Genomic DNA, 20,777 nt, shown 5'->3' with positions numbered 1-20,777 from the left:
TCAAGCCATCTATAAAGGGGAAATAGCCGATGGATTTTATGGAAAATGCTTTTTTGAAAACAGCAGCAAACTATAGTGTTGTCGTTCTTTGTCTTGTCTTGTTTTTGGCTGTTTTCGAGCTTGTGACCCGTTATAAGAACTGGGTAGAAATTAAGAACGGAAATCTCTCAGTTGCAATGGCAACAGGTGGGAAGATTTTTGGAATCGCTAATATTTTTCGATATTCCATTGCACAGAATGATTCCTTGCTGATGATGGTCGTGTGGGGAATATTTGGTTTCATTTTGCTTTTAATTGGTTATTTTATTTATGAATTTTTAACGCCAAAATTTCAGATTGATAAAGAAATTGAAAATGATAACCGGGCAGTAGGTTTTATTTCGATGGTTATTTCAGTGGGACTTTCATTTGTTATTGGTGAAGGCATTGAATAGTTGAAGGGATAAGATATGGAAACTTTATTCAAAGTACTTTTTGTTTTTAGCGGAGTATTTATTTTAGCGGGTATTGTTTATTTACTATTTTTCACATGATCAAATCCAGACCTTTTTAGAAGGGTCTGGATTTTTTTGGTTTAAATTTTACCGATTATTTTTAATTTTAAAAAAAGTATATAAAATTGTATGCGTTTTCAATATAATAGGAATAAAGATATAAAAATTTTTGAAGGAAGGCGTGAATTAAAGGAGGAGATGCAAGTGGAAAGAAGGTGGCTTAACAGTTACCCAAGTGAGATTCCGGGACATCTTGATTACGACAGCAAACCTTTATTCGCGTATTTAGAAGAAGCAGCAGGACAGAAAAAAGACAAAACTGCTGTTCATTTTTTAGGCAAGACTTTGACATATGGTGAACTTTATGAAAGCTCTTTGCGATTTGCACATGCACTTTCAACATTGGGGGTGAAAAAAGGGGACCGTGTTGCGATCATGCTGCCAAACTGTCCGCAGGCAGTCATTGCCTATTACGGTACTTTACTATTAGGGGGAATTGTTGTTCAAACAAATCCTCTCTATACGGAAAGGGAACTTCGCCATCAGCTTTCAGACAGTGGAGCAAAGGTGATCATCAGTTTGGATATGCTGTTTGGAAGGATATCGGCTGTAAGAAATGATACGAGTATCGAGCACATTATCATTACGGGTATCAAGGACTATCTGCCATTTCCGAAGAATTTACTCTATCCGTTTGTGCAAAAAAGGCAGAATCCAACAGTTGTCGTAAACATCTCTTATAATCACGAAGTTCATTCTTTCACTGAAATGCTTAAGCGTTCAATACCAATCAAGCCTGAAGTCAGTATCTCACCTGATGATGATCTGGCTTTGTTGCAATATACAGGCGGTACTACAGGACCGGCAAAAGGTGTCATGCTTACGCATAAGAACCTTGTGGTTAATGCTTTGCAATGCAATGCATGGATGTATAAGAATCGTGATGGAAAAGAAAAGATACTAGGCGCTCTGCCGTTTTTCCATGTATATGGTATGACATGTGTGATGAATCTAGGAATTATAACGAAGGCAGAAATGATTATCCTGCCGAGGTTCGATCCGGCACAAGTTCTCAAAACGATTCATAAAGAGCGACCCACCCTATTTCCTGGGGCTCCGACCATGTATATTGCACTTTTGAACCATCCTGATTTAAAGAAATATGACCTCTCTTCTATTAAGGCGTGCATCAGTGGTTCAGCAGCTTTACCTCTTGAAGTTCAAGAAAAGTTTCAAGCGGTTATTTCGGGTTCGTTAGTCGAAGGTTATGGACTGACGGAAGCTTCACCAGTCACTCACGCAAATCTTATTTATGGAGAGCAGGTAAGGGGGAGTATCGGCCTGCCTTGGCCAGATACAGAAGCAGCAATCATTTCCGCTGAAACTGGAGAATGGGCAGAACCCGGTGAGATTGGCGAATTGGCAGTAAGGGGCCCTCAAGTCATGAAAGGGTACTGGAATCAGCCTGAAGAAACAGCATCTGTTTTTAGAGACGACTGGCTTATTACGGGTGATATGGGTTACATGGATGAGAAAGGATACTTTTACATTGTAGATCGGAAAAAGGACCTTATTATTGCGGGTGGTTTTAATATTTATCCGCGTGAGGTGGAAGAGGTTCTCTACGAGCATGAAAGCGTAAAAGAAGCTGTAGTCGTTGGTGTTCCTGATGAATACCGCGGAGAGACTGTAAAAGCTTTTGTTGTTCTGAAAGAAGGGGCGGAATGTACGGAAGAAGAGCTAAATAAATATTGCCGTGAACATCTGGCAGCATTTAAAGTACCGAGACTCTATGAATTTAGAGATGAACTGCCTAAAACAATGGTCGGAAAGATTCTTCGCAGAGTTCTTCTAGAAGAAGAAAGGGAAAAAGCACAAAATAACTGACCATTTTAAAAACCGCCATGTGCGGTTTTTGTTTTTATTTATTTTGAAAGAGCAAATATATGCCACGAAAAGGGCTTATAAAACTTAAGCTTGTCAAGATAGATAAAAAAATGACATAATGAAATTGACAGAAAAGAAAGATTTGTTTTACAATTATGAATGAACAATCATTCATTTTTTGATTGTGCTCTATAAAAATGAGGCGATGCTTATGAAACGAAAAGGTCCAAAATATGAAAAAATAATTGATGCTGCTGTGAATGTTATTGCCAAACACGGTTATCATCAATCCCAAGTTTCAAAGATAGCGAAAGAAGCAGGTGTCGCGGATGGCACCATCTATCTTTATTTTAAGAACAAAGAAGATCTGCTTGTTTCTGTTTTTAATGAGAAAATGGGGACCTTTATCGAAAAAACAGAAAATGAGCTGAAAAGTAACGACTCGGCAATTGAAAAACTTAAAACGCTCGTCGAGATGCACTTTAAGCAATTAACGGCAGATTTTGAATTATCGATCGTAACACAGTTAGAGCTGCGCCAAACAAACAGACAGCTTCGGGCCAAAATAGGAGAAGTATTGAAAAGGTATCTTAATCTAATCGATTCAATCCTTAAAGATGGTATGGACGAAGGCGTCTTTGTAAGAGATATGGATTACAGGCTTGCTCGGCAAATGATTTTCGGAACCATTGATGAAACGGCTACGAATTGGGTGATGAACGACCATCGATACGATCTCCCTGCTCTTGCTGGTCCGGTTCATCAAATGCTGGTCAATGGTCTTGCAATCAGATCTGCACAGACAGAAACACATTCCTGAGGAGGATTGATAAAGTGAACGATCTGCAAGTTGAAAAACAAGGTAAGGTAGGTATTATAAAGCTAAATCGAGCCCCTGCAAATGCTCTTTCTACCGGTGTGATCGAAGAAATTAATGCTGCATTGGATAGAATCGAAAATGACAACGCAATAAAATCAGTCGTCATTCAGGGAGAAGGACGTTTTTTTTCAGCAGGTGCAGACATCAAGGAATTTACAGAAGTAACTGATGAAAAAGGATTTGCTCAGCTTGGCAAAAAAGGCCAAGACGTTTTTAACCGCATTGAACAATTCTCAAAGCCTGTGATCGCGGCCATCCACGGTGCAGCACTCGGCGGTGGATTGGAACTGGCAATGAGCTGCCATATTAGACTTGTGGCGGATGATGCAAAGCTTGGGCTTCCTGAATTGACTCTCGGTCTTATTCCGGGATTCGCCGGAACTCAACGGCTGCCTCAGCTAGTAGGCGTTCCGAAAGCCTGTGAAATGCTCTTATCGAGTAATCCGATATCAGGAAAAGAAGCTGTTTCATTCGGTCTAGCGAACGATTCCTTCCCTGCTGAAGACCTTTTTGAAAAGGCTTACAAAATGGCTGAGAGTTTTTCAGAAAAAAGTGCTGTATCCATTAAATACACATTAGAATTACTGAATTATGCGAAACATGGACTCTATGAAAAGGGAGCAGAGAAAGAACAGGAACTGTTTGGGAAAGCTTTTATGAGCCATGATGGGCAAGAGGGAATCCACGCATTCATAGAAAAAAGAAAGCCTGTATTTCAGGACCGATAATCAGGAGGGGTAAATATGAATATTTTTGTTATATTAAAACGCACTTTTGATACAGAAGAAAAGATCTCGGTTTCAAACAATAAAATTTCGGAAGACAGTGCTGAATTTATTATCAATCCTTATGATGAGTATGCGATTGAAGAAGCGATTACATTAAAAGATGCACATGGCGGAACAGTTACGGTTGTTACGGTTGGTGATGAAGATTCAGAGAAAGAGCTTCGTACAGCATTGGCTATGGGTGCAGATCAAGCTGTGCTTATTTCAAACGAAGACTTAGACAGCCAGGACCAATACACAACGTCTTCCGTTCTAGCAGCCTATTTTAAAGATAAAGAATATGACATCATCCTAGGTGGAAACGTAGCGATTGATAATGGAACAGGTCAAGTAGGTCCGCGTTTAGCAGAATTGCTTGATATTCCTCATGTTACTACCATAACTAAAATTGAGATTAACGGAACTGCTGTAAATATTGAGCGCGATGTTGAAGGTGACTTAGAAAAAATTGAAACTACTCTTCCTTTGCTGGTGACAGCACAACAGGGCTTGAATGAACCGCGTTATCCATCACTGCCGGGTATTATGAAGGCAAAGAAAAAGCCGCTGGAAACGTTAGAGCTTGATGATCTTGATATCGATGAAGACGATGTAGAAGCTAAAACAAAGACAGTAGAAGTTTATCTTCCTCCAAAAAAGGAAGCTGGAAAAATCTTATCGGGTGACACTGCAGATCAAGTAAAAGAACTTGTATCTCTGCTTAGAAACGAAGCAAAGGTTATATAAGGGGGAGACACCATGGCAAAAAAAGTTTTAGTACTTGCAGAATCTCGTGACGGTGCATTACGTAACGTATCTTTTGAAGCAATTGCAGCAGCAAAAGAAATTTCAGGCGGCGGGGAAGTGTTTGCTGTATTGTGCGGCGACTCTGTTCAGTCTCTCGCAAACGAATTGATTCATTATGGAGCTGACCGTGTATTAGTTGCAGAAAATGAAAAGCTAGCAAACTATACAACAGATGGATACTTCCAAGCTTTGAAACAGATTATTAATGATGAATCACCTGAAGCGATTGTGTTCGGACATACATCACTTGGAAAAGATCTGTCACCAAGACTTGCAGCGCGTTTAGAATCTGGTTTGATCTCAGACGTGACGGGACTTGAACAAGCGGGTGAAAATACGGTGTTTACACGTCCTGTATACTCTGGGAAAGCATTCGAAAAGAAATTAATCAATGATGGACTGATCTTTGTTACTGTTCGTCCAAACAATATCTCGCCTCTAGAAAAAGATGAATCACGCACAGGAGAAGTAAAATCTGTATCGGTAGAAATCAAGGATCTTCGAACGATCGTTAAAGAAGTTGTTCGTAAAGCTTCTACGGGTGTTGACTTATCTGAAGCAAAGATTATCGTTGCTGGTGGACGTGGAGTAAAATCAGAAGACGGATTCAAACCGCTTCAAGAACTTGCAGACGTACTCGGAGCTGCGGTTGGAGCTTCTCGCGGAGCATGTGATGCAGATTATTGCGATTATTCGCTTCAAATTGGCCAGACCGGAAAAGTCGTAACGCCAGACTTATACATCGCTTGCGGAATCTCCGGTGCCATTCAGCATTTAGCTGGGATGTCAAACTCAAAAGTTATCGTTGCCATCAATAAAGACCCTGAAGCAAGTATCTTTTCAGTAGCAGACTATGGAATTGTTGGTGACCTTTTTGAAGTCGTTCCTTTGTTAACAGAAGAGTTTAAAAAAGTGTTAGTATAAAATGAGAAAGCAAAACGTCCAGTTCATTCATCGCTGGGCGTTTTTTTACGGAGCATCGTTGTCTATTTAAAGGGGGAGTTTTGTGACAACTATAGCATTTATACGTCATGGAGAAACAGACTGGAACATGGAGAAAAGGGCTCAGGGCAGTATGGACATCCCATTGAACGAAGAAGGAATCAAGCAGGCTAAAGCTATTGCAGCGCGTGTCCGTACAGAAAAATGGGATGCGATCTATGCAAGCCCGTTATCAAGAGCATATAAAACAGCAGAAGCGATTTCAGAATTAACAGGACTGAACATTGTGCAAGACGACAGACTGCGCGAAATTTCTTTTGGAGATACAGAAGGAACAACAGAAGCTGAACGATTAGAACGCTGGGGAGAAAACTGGAAGCAGCTTGACCTTGGGAAGGAACGAGACGAGTTAGTAGATCAACGATGGCAAGCGGTACTGCAAGAAATTGTTCAGACGCACAAAGACCAAAGAGTGTTGATCGTGACCCATGGTGCACTCTTAGTGAGGATTTACAAATCTCTTTTGGAGGATAAGACGGACAAGTGGTATGGATTGAATAATACATCTCTTTCTATCTTTAAGTTTCAGGACAAGAAATGGTCGTGTGAATTGTTTAATTGTCATAAGCACTTAGAAGAAGCAAGAACCATCTAACGTTTGTTCGGATAAAAACTTGGGTACCATAAGGTTGAGCAAACTATTAGCAACAGTGTATTTTGTAGTATATACTTTGTTTACACTTTGTAAATTTAAAAGGAGGGCCAAATAAATGGCTATTGTAAATGCATCAGATCAAACATTTAATACAGAAACGAACGAAGGTTTAGTACTTGCTGATTTCTGGGCACCATGGTGCGGACCTTGTAAAATGATTGCTCCTGTTCTAGAGGAACTAGACCAAGAGGTAGAAGAAGTTAAAGTTGTAAAACTTGATGTAGATGAAAACCAAGAAACAGCTGGAAAATATGGTGTTATGAGTATTCCTACACTTCTCGTATTCAAAGACGGCCAAGTCGTTGATCAAGTAGTAGGTTTCCAGCCTAAAGAAGCTTTAGTTGAACTTTTAAACAAACATAAGTAAGTATTCTTAAAGCCCGGTCAAACCGGGCTTTTTTCAATGGCATACTAAAAGATACAAAGTAAGGCTTGTTTTCTACAGGTCTTTTTTATTTGGCAGAAAAGCGGATGCGGGCGTGCGAATGAACTTTTATGATATTATGATTAAATAACAGGTACATCAGAGGGGTGGATCACGATTGACCTCAATTAAACAAAAATTAATGCTGCTTCCAGATCAGCCTGGCTGCTATTTAATGAAAAATGAATTTGGGAAAGTCATTTATGTTGGAAAAGCAAAAGTATTAAAAAATAGAGTGAAATCTTATTTTTCTGGCTCACATGATGGAAAAACGCAACGTTTGGTCAGTGAGATCAGAGACTTTGAATATATTGTTACATCCACTGAAATGGAAGCTTTAGTTCTTGAGATGAACTTAATCAAAAAGCATGATCCGCGATATAACGTCATGCTAAAAGATGATAAAACCTATCCGTATTTAAAAATTACTTCTGAAAAACATCCTCGTCTTTTATATACGAGAAAGATTAAGAAAGACGGTGGGAAATATTTCGGTCCGTTTGTTAATGCCTATGCTGCACAAGAAACAAAAAAACTCTTAGATCGCATTTTCCCCCTTAGAAAATGTGACACGATGCCGAAAAGAGTTTGCCTTTATTACCATATCGGCCAATGTCTGGGTCCATGTGTTTATGACGTTTCAAATGATCAGAACAAACAAATGGTTGATGGGATTGTTAAGTTCCTCAATGGCGGTCATCAAGATGTGAAGAATCAACTGTCTGAAAAAATGCTTGAAGCTTCAGAGGCTTTGAACTTTGAGCGTGCAAAAGAACTGCGGGATCAAATCCAACATATTGAAGCCGTAATGGAAAAACAAAAGATGATGACCTCGGATTTAGTTGATAGAGATGTGTTCGGCTACCATTTTGATAAGGGCTGGATGTGTGTCCAAGTCTTCTTTGTTCGGCAAGGAAAAGTTATTGCCAGAGACGTATCTGTATTCCCTTTTTACGGGGAAGCCCACGAAGATCTTCTTACCTTTATTGGTCAGTTTTATCTTCAGAAAAATCATCTGCTTCCAAAAGAAATTTTATTACCTAAACAGGTAGATGCAAAAATGATACAAGAGCTTCTTGATGTGAAAGTTCTTCAGCCACAAAAAGGGCAAAAGAAAGAATTAGTAGAACTGGCAACGAAAAACGCGACTCTTGCTCTCAACGAAAAGTTTGCTTTAATCGAACAGGATGAAGCACGGACAATAAAAGCAGTTGAAAACTTAGGTGAAAGAATGGGGGTTGCCCCTCCGTACAGGATTGAAGCTTTTGATAACTCAAACATTCACGGTACAGATCCCGTTTCAGCTATGGTCGTGTTTGTTGATGGGAAGCCTTACAAGAAGGATTACCGAAAGTATAAGATCAAATCTGTAGAGGGTCCTGATGACTATGCTTCCATGAAGGAAGTCGTTCGCAGAAGGTATTCAAGATTGCTGAGAGAAGAAAGTGAATTGCCGAACCTAATCCTGATTGATGGAGGAAAAGGTCAAATATCAGCTGCTCAAGATGTTCTTGAGAACGAACTGAACCTTTTTATTCCTGTTGCAGGACTGTCAAAAGATGAGAAGCACCGAACTTCTCAATTGTGGCTTGGTGACCCTCCTGAGATGATCCATCTTCCAAGGAACAGTCAGGAATTTTACTTGCTTCAAAGGATTCAGGATGAAGTCCACCGTTTTGCTATTTCCTTTCATCGCAAAGTTCGTTCAAAAAGTATGTTCGAATCTATTTTAGATGGGATTGCCGGGATTGGAGAAAAAAGAAAGAAGATGCTTCTCCGTCATTTTGGTTCCATGAAAAGGATGAAAGAGGCTACCATCGAAGAGATTCAAGAAGCGGGAGTTCCAAGAGCCGTTGCAGAAGATATAAAGAAAGCATTTTTATCAAAAGACTAGTTGCAGACATGAAGTAACTTTGTTAAAATGAGACCAACTTTATAAATATGCCATGCTTCTAATGAAGTGATGGTAGAGGAGCAGGAACCAATAGTATCCCATCTGAAGAGAAGAAGCTCTTTTGAGGGTGGAGGAAAGGGGATTCTTGCCGAAGTGTAAAAGGACTTCTAACCTTTTATGCTGGACCTGTATTGAATAAATACAGGGCTGTCACACCATTCCCCCCAGGAATCGTGTGGAGGACTATCTCACTAGGGGAAACAAACTTGGCTTGCTGCGGATATAGCAACAATAGGGTTTTTCCTTATTGTTGCTTTTTTATTTTCTTTCTTATCTGAAGATTGTTGCTAATGAACTGTTTCTAACAGAATTTGCTACTTTCATAGAGCAGCAACGATAGCACAAACAGCCTTTGTTTTAAAAAGAGATAGAAAAACATATCAGGAAAGGATTTGGAGAAGATGGGAAGAATCGTACAAAAATTTGGCGGTACTAGTGTTGGTTCGGTTGAACGTATTCAAAATGCTGCAAAAAGAATTATTAACGAAGTCAACAATGGCAATGAAGTAGTTGTTGTCGTTTCTGCCATGGGCAAAACAACAGATGAACTTGTCAGATTGGCTGGGGAAATTAATAAGACTCCTTCAAAACGAGAGATGGATATGCTCCTTACTACGGGAGAACAGGTAACGATCGCGTTATTAACGATGGCATTGCATCAGGAAGGTTATAAGGCTCTTTCTCTAACAGGCTGGCAAGCAGGCATTCAGACCGAGAACAATCATTCAAATGCCAGAATACTAGACATTGATACGGACCGGATCAATAACTTATTAAAAGATGGGAACATTGTGGTTGTCGCAGGATTTCAAGGGTTGATTACTGAATCGAACGATATCGCAACACTTGGAAGAGGCGGTTCCGATACAACAGCTGTCGCGCTGGCAGCTGCGCTAAAAGCTGATCGCTGTGATATTTATACAGATGTTACAGGTGTTTTCACAACTGATCCCCGTGTAGTAAAGCATGCAAGAAAAATCCCATCTATTTCTTATGATGAGATGCTTGAAATGGCGAATCTTGGGGCAAGTGTCTTGCACCCGAGAGCGGTAGAGTTTGCAAAAAACTATTCTATTGTTTTAGAAGTTAGATCTAGTATGAGTGAAGAACGAGGAACGTTAGTAGAGGAGGAAGCAACGATGGAACAAAACTTAATGGTAAGAGGCTTAGCTTTTGAAGGTAACATAACGAAGATTACGGTAACTAACATGCCGAACGAAATCCATACACTCTCTGATTTGTTTACGATCTTAGCAAACAACGGGATTAATGTAGACATCATCATTCAAAACGTGATGAACGAAGAAAAGACGAATATTTCGTTCTCAATCGAGTCTAGTCTGTTATCAGACACTCAGGAAGTGCTTGCAGCGCATCAAGATAAACTTGGCTTTGAATCGATCAGCTTCGAAGGTGAACTTGCAAAAGTATCCATCGTTGGTTCAGGAATGATCTCCAATCCGGGAGTAGCAGCTAAGATGTTTAAAGCTCTATCTGACGAAGATGTTATGATTAAAATGGTAAGTACTTCTGAAATTAAGGTTTCAACGGTTGTTAAACAAGAAGATATGATTAAATCAATTGAAACACTTCATGACACATTCGAATTGGATGCTCGTGTTCCTGTTCAAAACGTTTAATAACCTACAATTGAAAAAGCCGGCATCTGCCGGCTTTTGATTATTCAATCGTATCTTTTTTGTCCCATTGAACCGTAATAGAAACTTTATTGCGTTTCACAGATTCCAAGGCTTCCGTGGTGCATTTTTTTTGGAGCTGAATTTGTTCTGCTAGAAAACCAGCTTCTAAGCTAAATGTACAGTCCTGGAAATTCTCGATTCGCTGTTCGATTAATATTGAATGAAGTGAGAAGACCATTTCTGTTTTTGATGCTTCTATCATTTCGAGATTACCCCAGCCTGCTTCATTGAAAAAAGCAGTTACTTCTTCCATCGTATGTAAAGGGTATTTTCTGGCAAGGTGTCTGCCGGCCCAATATAAAATATTTCTTTCTTGTTTACCAAGAAGTTCAGGTAACAAATCGCTGCGAAGAATCTCGTACCCGAAGGCAGAAACTGAAGGCTGTTCGGCAGTGGTAGACTCGTCCTTTGTTTTTTGTTTAAACATTCTGCATCCCTTCTTTCTATTTTTTATTATAACGGGTAAAAGAATCAAACTCTATAGCAACTCGGTATTTGTCGAAAAAGTAATCTAGTAGAAACACTGATTTATCAATAAATTATCACAATTTAGTTGTTAGCGTTTTCTTGACGGTGTCAAACGATGGGAGTAAAATGGACATGTTGCTAGTTGATTAAACTAATTGTTTAACACTTTTTCCTCACAAAATGAGGAAACTAAAAACGCTTACATGTGGAGAGGAACAAAAGATTAGCAGCCAGAGAGAGGCTAAATTTGAAGGGGGCAAGAAAATGGCTGGCAGTAAGGATTTTGTAAACAGAAGGATTCATTCACTTTTAGGAGTAATTCCTATCGGGCTTTTTGTCGTTCAGCACTTGGTTGTAAACCATTTTGCAACTAAAGGTGCTGAATCATTTAACGCCGCAGCACATTTTATGGAAAGTCTGCCGTTTCGTATTTTACTAGAAACGTTTGTAATTTACTTACCAATTTTATTCCATGCGGTCTACGGTCTATATATAACATTTCAGGCTAATAACAATGTTAGCCGGTACGGGTATTTCCGTAATACGATGTTCCTTGTTCAGCGTGTAACAGGTGTGATCACATTAATTTTTATTGCATGGCATGTTTGGGAAACTCGCGTTCAAGCTGCGCTTGGGGCGGAAGTAAACTTCTCTATGATGGCTGATATTTTTAGTTCTCCATTTATGATCGCGTTCTACTTAATCGGCGTTTTATCTGCAGTATTTCATTTTGCAAACGGATTATGGTCGTTCTTTGTCAGCTGGGGCCTTACAGTTTCGCCTCGTTCACAGAAGGTTTCAACATACGTAACGATGGGTGTTTTCGTAGCACTTGCGATCGTTAGCGTTCGGACTATTTTTGCATTCATTTAAAAGGGGTGAGACAAATTGAGTAATCAAAAAATAATCGTTGTTGGTGGAGGTCTCGCCGGGTTAATGGCTACAATTAAAGCAGCTGAAGCTGGTGTGCATGTCGACCTCTTTTCAGTAGTTCCTGTTAAACGTTCACATTCTGTTTGTGCACAAGGTGGCATAAACGGTGCTGTAAATACAAAAGGTGAAGGCGATTCACCTTGGGAACACTTTGATGATACCGTTTATGGTGGTGACTTCTTAGCGAACCAGCCTCCAGTAAAAGAGATGTGTGATGCTGCTCCTGGAATTATCCACTTAATGGACCGTATGGGTGTTATGTTCAACAGAACCCCAGAGGGATTACTGGATTTCCGTCGTTTTGGAGGTACTCAACATCATCGTACGGCATTCGCAGGGGCAACAACAGGACAGCAATTGTTATATGCACTTGATGAACAAGTGCGCCGACATGAAGTTGCAGGGCTTGTAACAAAGTACGAAGGCTGGGAATTCCTTTCTGCCATCATCGATGACGAAGGACAATGCCGTGGAGTTACAGCGCAAAACTTAAAAACGATGGAAATTGTCAGCTTTGCTGCAGATGCTGTAATCATGGCTACAGGCGGACCTGGTATCATCTTCGGTAAATCTACGAACTCCGTAATCAATACGGGTGGAGCTGCTTCAGCACTTTATCAGCAGGGTGTTTATTATGCAAATGGTGAGTTTATTCAAATTCATCCAACTGCTATCCCTGGTGACGATAAGCTTCGATTGATGAGTGAGTCTGCACGTGGTGAAGGTGGCCGTGTTTGGACATATAAAGATGGAAAACCGTGGTATTTCCTAGAAGAAAAATATCCGGCTTATGGAAACCTTGTTCCTCGTGACATCGCAACACGTGAGATCTTCCACGTTTGTGTAGATTTAAAGCTTGGTATCAATGGAGAGAACATGGTGTACCTTGATCTTTCACACAAGGATCCAAAAGAGCTTGATATTAAACTTGGAGGAATCATTGAAATCTATGAAAAATTCATGGGAGATGATCCTCGTAAAGTTCCGATGAAGATCTTCCCTGCTGTTCACTATTCAATGGGTGGCATGTGGGTAGATTTTAATCAGATGACAAATATTCCAGGTCTTTTTGCTGCAGGTGAGTGTGAGTACCAATACCATGGTGCGAACAGATTAGGAGCTAACTCTCTATTATCTGCTATTTATGGCGGAATGAAGGCTGGTCCATCTGCTGTTAATTACATTAGAGGACTAGATAAAACGGTTGAGGATGTTTCTTCTACCGTATTTGAAAACCAAGTAAAGAAAGATCAAGAAGTCTATAACAACATCCTTTCCATGGATGGAACGGAAAATGCATATGTGATCCATAAAGAATTAGGAGAATGGATGACTGATAATGTAACCGTTGTTAGATACAATGATAAATTGAAACAAACGGATGAAAAGATTCAAGAGTTGATGCAGCGCTATAAGAAAATCAACATCAACGATACATCTAAGTGGAGTAATCAGGGGGCATCGTTCACTCGCCAGTTATGGCATATGCTTCAGCTTGCACGTGTAATTACGCTTGGAGCTTTAAATCGTGATGAGAGCCGTGGTGCACATTTCAAACCTGATTTCCCTGAACGTAATGATGAAGATTGGTTAAAGACAACAAAAGCGAAATTTAATCCGGCAACAAACGGCCCAGATTTTGAATATGAAGAGGTAGATGTTTCGCTTATCAAGCCGCGTAAACGTGACTATTCTAAGAAGAAGGCAGGGGTATAAACATGAGCACAAAAATGGTGAAATTCATCATCACAAGACAAGATAACCCAGAGACTGCCCCATATTTAGAAGAATTTGAGATTCCGCATCGTCCAAATATGAATGTTATTTCTGCTCTTATGGAAATTCGCAGAAATCCTGTGAATGCGAAAGGTGAAGCTACGACTCCTGTTACTTGGGAGATGGGATGTCTTGAAGAAGTTTGTGGTGCGTGTTCTATGGTGATCAACGGAAAGCCTCGTCAATCTTGTACGGCTCTTGTTGATCAGCTAGAACAGCCAATCAGACTAGAACCAATGAAGACTTTTCCTGTCGTTCGTGACTTGGCGATCGATAGAAGTCGAATGTTTGATGCGCTTAAGCGTGTAAAAGCATGGATCCCAATCGATGGTACTTACGATCTTGGACCAGGACCTCGAATGCCTGAAACGAAACGTCAATGGGCATATGAACTTTCAAAATGTATGACGTGCGGGGTGTGTTTAGAAGCTTGTCCGAATGTTAACAGCAAATCTGATTTCATTGGACCTGCTCCACTTTCACAAGTTCGCTTGTTTAACGCACATCCTACTGGTGCAATGAACAAAGAAGAACGTTTGAATGCGATTATGGATGATGGTGGACTTGCAGAGTGCGGAAACTCTCAAAACTGTGTTCAATCTTGTCCAAAAGGTATTCCTTTAACCACTTCTATCGCAGCTCTTAACCGTGATACAACTTTCCAAGCGTTTAAGAACTTCTTTGGAAGTGACAGATAAATAAAAGATGAAAGCTTCTCTCGACAGGGAGAAGCTTTTTTTCACTATCAACATTTTTCAAGAACGTAAGAATTGGATAAAAGGTGGTAGAGTGATGGCAAGACAAGATTATATTTCAAACATGGAAGAATGGAAAAAAGGGTTTCATTTTTTTCACGAACTACATGTTCGTTTCGGTGAAATCGATGGCTTCGGACATGTGAATAATACGAATGTCTTTGTTTATATGGAAGAAGCCAGGATTGCACTCTTTAAAGAATTAGGTTTAATGCCATCTTGGGGGGCATCTGTTTCCAAGGAGATTCCTGTTGTCGCTGATTTGCAATGTGATTATCTTGCTCAAATTTTGTATGATGAAAAATTAAAGATATACGTCAAAATTAACGAGACAGGGTCATCCTCTATCGATCTGCATTACCTGGGAATGAATGAAGAAAATAAGCCGGTGTTTACAGGTAGAGGAGCGATTGTTCAGATTTCCAGAGAGACCGGACGTCCTTTAAAGTGGAATGAAACGGTAAAAAAACAATTAGAAAACTTTTCACGAAAAGCCCACATCTAAAAAACGGGCTTTTTTTTCATTATATTATGGAATATTATGGGGAGTTTTTAACTTAACCAAGTCACTTACACCTGTGTTATGACATAGTATATGGTGACTAAATACTTCCAATATTCGTTGGCGGTTCCTAAACCCTAGCAAGGAGGGGTGAATTCATTGAAAGATAAACACTACCGACCGAAGCCTCTACTTACAAAAAGAGAGAGAGAAGTTTTCGAACTATTAGTCCAAGATAAAACCACAAAAGAAATTGCGGAACAATTATTTATTAGTGAGAAAACAGTTCGAAACCATATTTCGAATACCATGCAAAAGCTTGGGGTTAAAGGACGCTCTCAAGCCGTTGTAGAGTTATTGAGGCTTGGAGAACTCGAGATTTAGTCAGGAAGCGGCTTTCATGTGAAAGCCGTTTTCGATTTCTATTTCAAACGATGACGGCAAGCGTTTATAAGAGGTAAAAGTTGCAATTGATTTTTTAGCTCATTTTCGGCTATGATGACTAAGATGTCTATGGTCTCTGGCCAGATAATGAAAAGGTGAAAATCATGAATAATAGCCTGCAAGTTAAAAAGGTACTAAATAACAATGTCGTTATTGTGACAGATCCCGATGATAAAGAACAGATTGTCATCGGAAAAGGAATTGGTTTCTCAAAAAAATCAGGAGACCCCATCCATGCTGAACATGTGGACAAGTTGTTCGTTTTAAAAAACGAAAAGGAACAAGAGCAATATAAGACACTCCTGACGTATATAGATGAAGAAACGATTGAGTTGATAAATGACGTCATCGTCCATATTGGTTCGCGGTTTAATAATGAGCTGAACGAACATATCCATGTTGCTCTCACAGATCATATCACATTCGCCATTAAACGGCTGAAGCAAGGAATGGATATAAAAAACCCATTTTTAACTGAGACTCAAACGTTATATCCTAAAGAATATACAGTTGCTGAAGAAGTTATTGAGGTTATTAATAAATCACTTCAAGTCCATCTTCCTGAAGGTGAAGTCGGTTTTGTAGCTCTTCATATTCATAGTGCCCTTACAAATAAAAGTGTTAAAGATATAAAGAAACATTCTGAGCTTATTAATACACTCATGCAGATGATTCAACATTCACTGAAACTTGAAATCGATACTAAGAGTATCAATTATCTGCGCCTAGTCAGACACTTGAGACATGCCATCGAGCGAATCTCAATGGGTGACATCATGGAAGAGCAAGAAAAGTTAGCAAAAGTGTTGAAAGAAGAATATCCGGTATGCTACAATTTGGCTTGGAAGTTGATCAAGGTAATGCAAAATTCCTTGAACAAACCCGTGCCACATGCAGAGGCAGTGTACTTAACAATGCATTTGCAAAGGCTTTCGCGATATGACAATTAGACTAATGTAACGAGTAATTAAATAGATAGATACAGCGTTTTTACGTGTTACTGATTCGATCAGGCATAAGTAAAGAACAAAGTGTAGTAAATCCCTAATTAGGATATATTAAATCTGATTAGGAGAGTTTCTCATGTTCTTTATTTATGCTTTTTTGTTTTTTGCGGAAGCAAATGGAAGGGTTATCAAAAATTTTAAAGGAGGGCTTCCTTGTGTGGAAAAAGCTTTTTGGTGTTCTACAGCGTGTAGGTAAAGCTTTGATGCTGCCGGTCGCGATCTTACCAGCAGCTGGTCTGTTGCTGGCGTTCGGTAATGCATTTAAAAATCCTGCATTAATTTCGCGGATACCTGCACTAGATGCAGCATGGTTTCAGCTTGTTGCAGATGTAATGGAGAAATCCGGTGACATCGTATTTGCGAACTTGTCACTATTATTTGCAGTAGGTGTTGCTGTCGGTCTTGCTGGCGGTGAAGGTGTAGCAGGTTTGGCTGCTATTATCGGTTACTTAATTATGAACGTTACGATGAGTGTCATTGAGGGTGTTACACCTGATATGGTCGGAAAAGATCCGTCATTCGCTAGTGTTCTTGGAATCCCCACTCTTCAAACAGGGGTATTCGGAGGTATTATCGTCGGTATACTTGCATCATATCTCTATAAACGTTATTACAACATCGAACTTCCTCAATACTTAGGTTTCTTTGCTGGTAAACGTTTTGTACCTATTATTACAGCTGTATCAGCATTAATTCTAGGTATAATCATGACATTTATTTGGCCGCCTGTTCAAAATGGCCTTAACGCATTCTCAGAGAGTATGATTAACTCGAACCTTACTATTGCAGCATTTATCTTTGGTGTAATCGAACGATCATTGATTCCTTTTGGTCTTCACCACATTTTTTACTCTCCATTCTGGTTTGAGTTTGGTTCTTATAAATCAGCTGCTGAAGGACTTGTACGTGGTGACCAGGCAATTTTCTTTGCTCAATTGAAAGACAATGCAGAATTAACTGCTGGTACGTTTATGACAGGTAAGTTCCCTTTCATGATGTTTGGACTTCCTGCTGCAGCACTTGCGATGTACCATGCAGCACGACCTGAGCAGAAGAAAGTGGTTGCAGGGATCATGGGTTCTGCTGCTTTAACTTCATTCTTAACAGGTATAACAGAACCAATTGAATTTACTTTCTTATTTGTAGCACCTGTTCTTTTTGGAATTCATGCTATTTTTGCAGGACTTTCATTCATGGTCATGCAGCTATTAAATGTTAAAATTGGTATGACTTTCTCTGGTGGGGTAATCGATTATCTACTATTCGGAGTTCTTCCAAACCGTACGGACTGGTGGCTAGTCATTCCTGTAGGTTTAGTTTTCTCTGTGATCTATTACTTTGGTTTCCGTTTTGCGATTCAAAAATGGAACTTAAAGACACCAGGCCGTGAAATTGTGGATGATGAAGTAGAAACGAACGTTGGACCGTCTAATAAAGATTCATTAGCTGCGAATATTTTAGAAGGCTTAGGCGGAGAATCTAACATAGCTGATTTAGACGCATGTATTACTCGTCTTCGTGTTTCTGTTCGTGACCCTAAGCAAGTTGATAAAGACCGTTTGAAGAAACTGGGAGCTTCTGGTGTCCTTGAGATGGGGAATAGCATTCAAGCGATCTTCGGAACGCGTTCAGATACAATCAAAGGTGAAATACGAGATATTATGAACGGAAAAACTGTTGCTAAGCCGAAGAATATTGAAGAAACTCCTGAACAAGGAGAACTTGCTGATACTACAGAAGAAGGAACAGTTAACCCAACATCTTCAATCTCATCAGAAGAACGTTTCGTAGCACCAATTAAAGGGAAAATAATTCCGATCACTGAAGTTCCCGATCAAGTATTCTCCGGAAAAATGATGGGCGACGGTTTTGCGATCGAGCCGGCAGAAGGTTTGGTTGTAGCGCCGGTTGATGGTAAGATAGTTAATGTCTTCCCAACAAAACATGCGATTGGAATAGAATCAGATAACGGAAAAGAGATTTTGATCCATTTTGGAATCGATACGGTTAAATTAAAGGGTGAAGGTTTCGAAAGCTTTGTTTCTGAAGGAGACAAGGTTACAGCTGGTCAAAAGCTTCTTCAAGTAGATCTGAGCTTTGTAAAAGAAAATGCACCATCAACCATTACACCAATTGTGTTTACTAACCTATCAGGTGAAACTGTTTCAATTGAAAAAACGGGAACAGTGGAAATTGAGGAAGAAAACATTATTACATTTAAAAAATAAAGGGGTAATTAAAATGGCAGAAAAAACATTTAAAGTAACTAGTGAATCAGGAATCCACGCTCGTCCAGCAACAACTTTAGTAAACCAGGCTGGCCAATTCAGCTCTGATATCACGCTTGATTATAACGGCAAGAGCGTTAACTTAAAATCAATCATGGGTGTTATGAGCTTAGGTATTCAATCTGGAGCTGAGATTACAATCAAAGCTGAAGGTTCCGATGCAGACGAAGCAATCGCAGCATTAGAAGATGTAATGAAAAAGGAAGGGCTTGGTGAGTAATGTCTGAAAAAATTTCAGGTATTGCAGCATCAGCCGGCATAGCAATTGCCAAAGCATTTGTACTTCAAAATCCTGAATTAACAATTGAAAAGAAATCAATTGAAGATTCCTCTCAGGAAATTGAACGATTCCAGTCAGCTATTGATAAGTCTAAAGACGAACTGACAGTAATTAAAGATAAAGCAAATGAAGAACTTGGCGAAGATAAGGCAGCAATTTTTGCTGCCCATCTTCTTGTTCTTAGTGACCCTGAACTGGTTGATGCTGTAAAACAAAAGATTGAAAGTGAAAAAGTAAACGCTGAATCAGCTATGAATGACGTTTCTTCCATGTTTATCGACATGTTCGAACAAATGGATAACGAATATATGAAAGAGCGTGCGGCAGATATTCGTGATGTATCAAAGCGTGTATTAGCTCATCTTTTAGATGTTCAGTTTGCAACACCAGCGAGCATTTCTGAAGAAGTTGTTATTCTTGCAGAAGATTTAACACCATCTGATACGGCACAATTGAACCGTAAGTTTGTAAAAGGTTTTGCAACGGATATCGGTGGAAGAACATCGCATTCAGCGATTATGTCACGTTCTATGGAGATTCCTGCGGTTGTTGGAACCAAGACCATCACAGAAAAAGTTGAGAATGGTGTTATGATCATCATCGATGGTTTGGATGGACAAGTGATTGTTGATCCAACAGAAGATGAAATCGGATCTTATCAAGAAAAACAGCAGAAATATCTGAAGCAGAAGGAAGAATGGGCGAAACTAGTCAATGAAAAAACGCTTTCTTCTGATAACGTTCAGGTAGAACTTGCTGCTAATATTGGTACTCCTGCAGATGTAAAAGGAGTTCTCGAAAATGGAGCGGAAGGTGTTGGTCTATACCGTACAGAATTCTTGTACATGGGTCGAGATCAGCTTCCAACAGAAGATGAACAATTCAAAGCTTATAAAGAAGTTCTTGAAAAAATGGAAGGGAAACCTGTTGTTATCCGTACGTTAGATATTGGTGGTGACAAGGAACTTCCATACTTGAATCTTCCAAAGGAATTGAATCCATTTTTAGGATTCCGTGCGATCCGCCTTTGTCTGGAAGAACAAGAAATTTTCCGTACACAATTAAGAGCACTTCTTCGTGCGAGCACATATGGAAATTTAAAGATCATGTTCCCGATGATCGCAACTCTAGAAGAATTCCGTTCTGCAAAGAGCATTCTTATTGAAGAAAAAGAAAAGCTTGTTAATGAAGGAACAGAAGTTTCAGAGAAGATCGAAGTAGGAATCATGGTTGAAATTCCCTCAACAGCTGTAATGGCGGATACGTTTGCTAAAGAAGTAGATTTCTTTAGTATCGGAACAAATGACCTTATCCAATATACAATGGCTGCTGACCGTATGAATGAACAAGTTTCTTATTTATATCAGCCATACAATCCGGCGATTCTAAGACTTGTGAAAATGGTTATCGATGCAGCGCATAAAGAAGGCAAATGGACAGGTATGTGTGGTGAAATGGCTGGAGATCCTATTGCTATTCCTATTCTTTTAGGATTAGGTTTAGATGAATTCTCTATGAGTGCCACTTCCGTTCTGCCTGCTAGAAGCCAGATCAGAAGCCTCTCAAAAGAAAAAATCAGTGCGCACATCAATGAAATTCTGCAAATGGATACAATGAAAGAAGTTGTAGACTTTGTAGAGAAGAATTTCAAATAAACGGTTCTTACAAAAACAAATTTTAAAAAAGGACTATGGGATTTTTTCCATAGTCCTTTTATGTATACTTAGTCTCGGATTAAGAAAGAAAAGGAATTC

The 20,777-nt window shown here is 39.5% G+C and carries 20 protein-coding genes and 1 riboswitch; of the genes, 19 read left to right on the top strand and 1 reads right to left on the bottom strand.

Going from position 1 to position 20,777, the window contains the following annotated elements:
* Positions 1-29 precede the first annotated feature (29 nt).
* The 10 genes from M3206_RS04740 to M3206_RS04695 all read left to right on the top strand — a co-directional run bounded on the left by M3206_RS04740 (position 30) and on the right by M3206_RS04695 (position 10,510).
* Complete coding sequence (locus M3206_RS04740) at positions 30-434, top strand: DUF350 domain-containing protein (RefSeq protein WP_251311347.1); 405 nt, start codon at positions 30-32, stop codon at positions 432-434.
* A 258-nt stretch (positions 435-692) separates the two neighbouring features.
* Positions 693-2,381: a long-chain-fatty-acid--CoA ligase gene (locus tag M3206_RS04735; RefSeq protein WP_251311346.1), complete on the top strand. Its 1,689-nt coding sequence runs from the start codon at positions 693-695 to the stop codon at positions 2,379-2,381.
* A 211-nt stretch (positions 2,382-2,592) separates the two neighbouring features.
* The gene (locus tag M3206_RS04730; RefSeq protein WP_251311345.1) at positions 2,593-3,201 is read left to right on the top strand and encodes a TetR/AcrR family transcriptional regulator; all 609 of its coding nucleotides are present in this window, start codon (positions 2,593-2,595) and stop codon (positions 3,199-3,201) included.
* Between the two features lie 14 nt (positions 3,202-3,215).
* Entirely contained in the window at positions 3,216-3,989 is a 774-nt protein-coding gene (locus M3206_RS04725; protein WP_251311344.1) for an enoyl-CoA hydratase, read from the top strand.
* A 15-nt stretch (positions 3,990-4,004) separates the two neighbouring features.
* Positions 4,005-4,775, top strand: a complete 771-nt coding sequence (locus tag M3206_RS04720; RefSeq protein ID WP_251311343.1) for an electron transfer flavoprotein subunit beta/FixA family protein — start codon at positions 4,005-4,007, stop codon at positions 4,773-4,775.
* A 12-nt stretch (positions 4,776-4,787) separates the two neighbouring features.
* Complete coding sequence (locus M3206_RS04715; RefSeq protein ID WP_251311342.1) at positions 4,788-5,759, top strand: electron transfer flavoprotein subunit alpha/FixB family protein; 972 nt, start codon at positions 4,788-4,790, stop codon at positions 5,757-5,759.
* Positions 5,760-5,841: 82 nt separating this feature from the next.
* On the top strand, positions 5,842-6,432 hold the full coding sequence (locus M3206_RS04710) for a histidine phosphatase family protein (RefSeq protein ID WP_251311341.1): 591 nt from the start codon (positions 5,842-5,844) through the stop codon (positions 6,430-6,432).
* Positions 6,433-6,547: 115 nt separating this feature from the next.
* On the top strand, positions 6,548-6,859 hold the full coding sequence (gene trxA, locus M3206_RS04705; protein WP_251311340.1) for a thioredoxin: 312 nt from the start codon (positions 6,548-6,550) through the stop codon (positions 6,857-6,859).
* 199 nt (positions 6,860-7,058) lie between these two features.
* Complete coding sequence (gene uvrC, locus M3206_RS04700; RefSeq protein WP_251311505.1) at positions 7,059-8,810, top strand: excinuclease ABC subunit UvrC; 1,752 nt, start codon at positions 7,059-7,061, stop codon at positions 8,808-8,810.
* 65 nt (positions 8,811-8,875) lie between these two features.
* Positions 8,876-9,064: riboswitch (Lysine riboswitch) on the top strand.
* 207 nt (positions 9,065-9,271) lie between these two features.
* The gene (locus M3206_RS04695) at positions 9,272-10,510 is read left to right on the top strand and encodes an aspartate kinase (RefSeq protein WP_251311339.1); all 1,239 of its coding nucleotides are present in this window, start codon (positions 9,272-9,274) and stop codon (positions 10,508-10,510) included.
* A 40-nt stretch (positions 10,511-10,550) separates the two neighbouring features.
* Here the strand turns inward: M3206_RS04695 and M3206_RS04690 are convergent, their stop codons facing one another.
* Positions 10,551-10,997 carry a YslB family protein gene (locus tag M3206_RS04690; protein WP_251311338.1) on the bottom strand — a complete coding sequence of 149 codons (447 nt, stop codon included), beginning with the start codon at positions 10,995-10,997 and terminating at the stop codon, positions 10,551-10,553.
* A gap of 305 nt (positions 10,998-11,302) precedes the next feature.
* On the opposite strand from M3206_RS04690, the gene M3206_RS04685 reads away from it, so the two are divergent.
* The 9 genes from M3206_RS04685 (at position 11,303) to ptsP (ending at position 20,678) form a co-directional block, all read left to right on the top strand.
* Positions 11,303-11,911 (top strand): succinate dehydrogenase cytochrome b558 subunit, encoded by a 609-nt coding sequence (locus M3206_RS04685; protein WP_251311337.1) that lies wholly within the window; start codon positions 11,303-11,305, stop codon positions 11,909-11,911.
* A gap of 15 nt (positions 11,912-11,926) precedes the next feature.
* The gene (gene sdhA / locus M3206_RS04680; RefSeq protein WP_251311336.1) at positions 11,927-13,687 is read left to right on the top strand and encodes a succinate dehydrogenase flavoprotein subunit; all 1,761 of its coding nucleotides are present in this window, start codon (positions 11,927-11,929) and stop codon (positions 13,685-13,687) included.
* Positions 13,688-13,689: 2 nt separating this feature from the next.
* Positions 13,690-14,445 (top strand): succinate dehydrogenase iron-sulfur subunit, encoded by a 756-nt coding sequence (gene sdhB, locus M3206_RS04675; RefSeq protein WP_251311335.1) that lies wholly within the window; start codon positions 13,690-13,692, stop codon positions 14,443-14,445.
* Between the two features lie 94 nt (positions 14,446-14,539).
* A complete protein-coding gene (locus tag M3206_RS04670; protein ID WP_251311334.1) occupies positions 14,540-15,007 on the top strand; it encodes an acyl-CoA thioesterase in 468 nt (155 codons plus the stop codon).
* A 156-nt stretch (positions 15,008-15,163) separates the two neighbouring features.
* The gene (locus M3206_RS04665) at positions 15,164-15,388 is read left to right on the top strand and encodes a helix-turn-helix domain-containing protein (RefSeq protein WP_066243534.1); all 225 of its coding nucleotides are present in this window, start codon (positions 15,164-15,166) and stop codon (positions 15,386-15,388) included.
* Between the two features lie 164 nt (positions 15,389-15,552).
* On the top strand, positions 15,553-16,398 hold the full coding sequence (glcT, locus tag M3206_RS04660) for a glucose PTS transporter transcription antiterminator GlcT (RefSeq protein ID WP_251311333.1): 846 nt from the start codon (positions 15,553-15,555) through the stop codon (positions 16,396-16,398).
* Between the two features lie 260 nt (positions 16,399-16,658).
* Entirely contained in the window at positions 16,659-18,683 is a 2,025-nt protein-coding gene (gene ptsG, locus M3206_RS04655; protein WP_425590709.1) for a glucose-specific PTS transporter subunit IIBC, read from the top strand.
* A 13-nt stretch (positions 18,684-18,696) separates the two neighbouring features.
* Positions 18,697-18,963: a phosphocarrier protein HPr gene (locus tag M3206_RS04650; RefSeq protein WP_066294869.1), complete on the top strand. Its 267-nt coding sequence runs from the start codon at positions 18,697-18,699 to the stop codon at positions 18,961-18,963.
* Positions 18,963-20,678, top strand: coding sequence for a phosphoenolpyruvate--protein phosphotransferase (gene ptsP / locus M3206_RS04645; RefSeq protein WP_251311331.1), 1,716 nt, complete (start codon positions 18,963-18,965; stop codon positions 20,676-20,678). The genes M3206_RS04650 and ptsP overlap by 1 nt, the downstream gene beginning before the upstream one ends.
* Positions 20,679-20,777: the final 99 nt, after the last annotated feature.

The sequence above is a fragment of the Fictibacillus phosphorivorans genome (assembly GCF_023715845.1).
Taxonomy (GTDB): domain Bacteria; phylum Bacillota; class Bacilli; order Bacillales; family Fictibacillaceae; genus Fictibacillus; species Fictibacillus phosphorivorans_D.
The sequence above is the reverse complement of the archived record's forward strand: the minus strand, read 5'-3'. Positions and strand labels throughout refer to the sequence as shown.

Excerpts from the sequence above, each read along its gene's own strand:
- M3206_RS04740 (WP_251311347.1), top strand. The coding sequence starts at position 30 with ATGGATTTTATGGAAAATGCTTTTTTGAAAACAGCAGCAAACTATAGT.
- M3206_RS04735 (WP_251311346.1), top strand. The coding sequence starts at position 693 with ATGCAAGTGGAAAGAAGGTGGCTTAACAGTTACCCAAGTGAGATTCCG.
- M3206_RS04730 (WP_251311345.1), top strand. The coding sequence starts at position 2,593 with ATGAAACGAAAAGGTCCAAAATATGAAAAAATAATTGATGCTGCTGTG.
- M3206_RS04720 (WP_251311343.1), top strand. The coding sequence starts at position 4,005 with ATGAATATTTTTGTTATATTAAAACGCACTTTTGATACAGAAGAAAAG.
- M3206_RS04715 (WP_251311342.1), top strand. The coding sequence starts at position 4,788 with ATGGCAAAAAAAGTTTTAGTACTTGCAGAATCTCGTGACGGTGCATTA.
- trxA (WP_251311340.1), top strand. The coding sequence starts at position 6,548 with ATGGCTATTGTAAATGCATCAGATCAAACATTTAATACAGAAACGAAC.
- uvrC (WP_251311505.1), top strand. The coding sequence starts at position 7,059 with ATGCTGCTTCCAGATCAGCCTGGCTGCTATTTAATGAAAAATGAATTT.
- M3206_RS04695 (WP_251311339.1), top strand. The coding sequence starts at position 9,272 with ATGGGAAGAATCGTACAAAAATTTGGCGGTACTAGTGTTGGTTCGGTT.
- M3206_RS04690 (WP_251311338.1), bottom strand. The coding sequence starts at position 10,997 with ATGTTTAAACAAAAAACAAAGGACGAGTCTACCACTGCCGAACAGCCT.
- M3206_RS04685 (WP_251311337.1), top strand. The coding sequence starts at position 11,303 with ATGGCTGGCAGTAAGGATTTTGTAAACAGAAGGATTCATTCACTTTTA.
- sdhB (WP_251311335.1), top strand. The coding sequence starts at position 13,690 with ATGAGCACAAAAATGGTGAAATTCATCATCACAAGACAAGATAACCCA.
- M3206_RS04670 (WP_251311334.1), top strand. The coding sequence starts at position 14,540 with ATGGCAAGACAAGATTATATTTCAAACATGGAAGAATGGAAAAAAGGG.
- glcT (WP_251311333.1), top strand. The coding sequence starts at position 15,553 with ATGAATAATAGCCTGCAAGTTAAAAAGGTACTAAATAACAATGTCGTT.
- ptsG (WP_425590709.1), top strand. The coding sequence starts at position 16,659 with ATGCTGCCGGTCGCGATCTTACCAGCAGCTGGTCTGTTGCTGGCGTTC.
- M3206_RS04650 (WP_066294869.1), top strand. The coding sequence starts at position 18,697 with ATGGCAGAAAAAACATTTAAAGTAACTAGTGAATCAGGAATCCACGCT.
- ptsP (WP_251311331.1), top strand. The coding sequence starts at position 18,963 with ATGTCTGAAAAAATTTCAGGTATTGCAGCATCAGCCGGCATAGCAATT.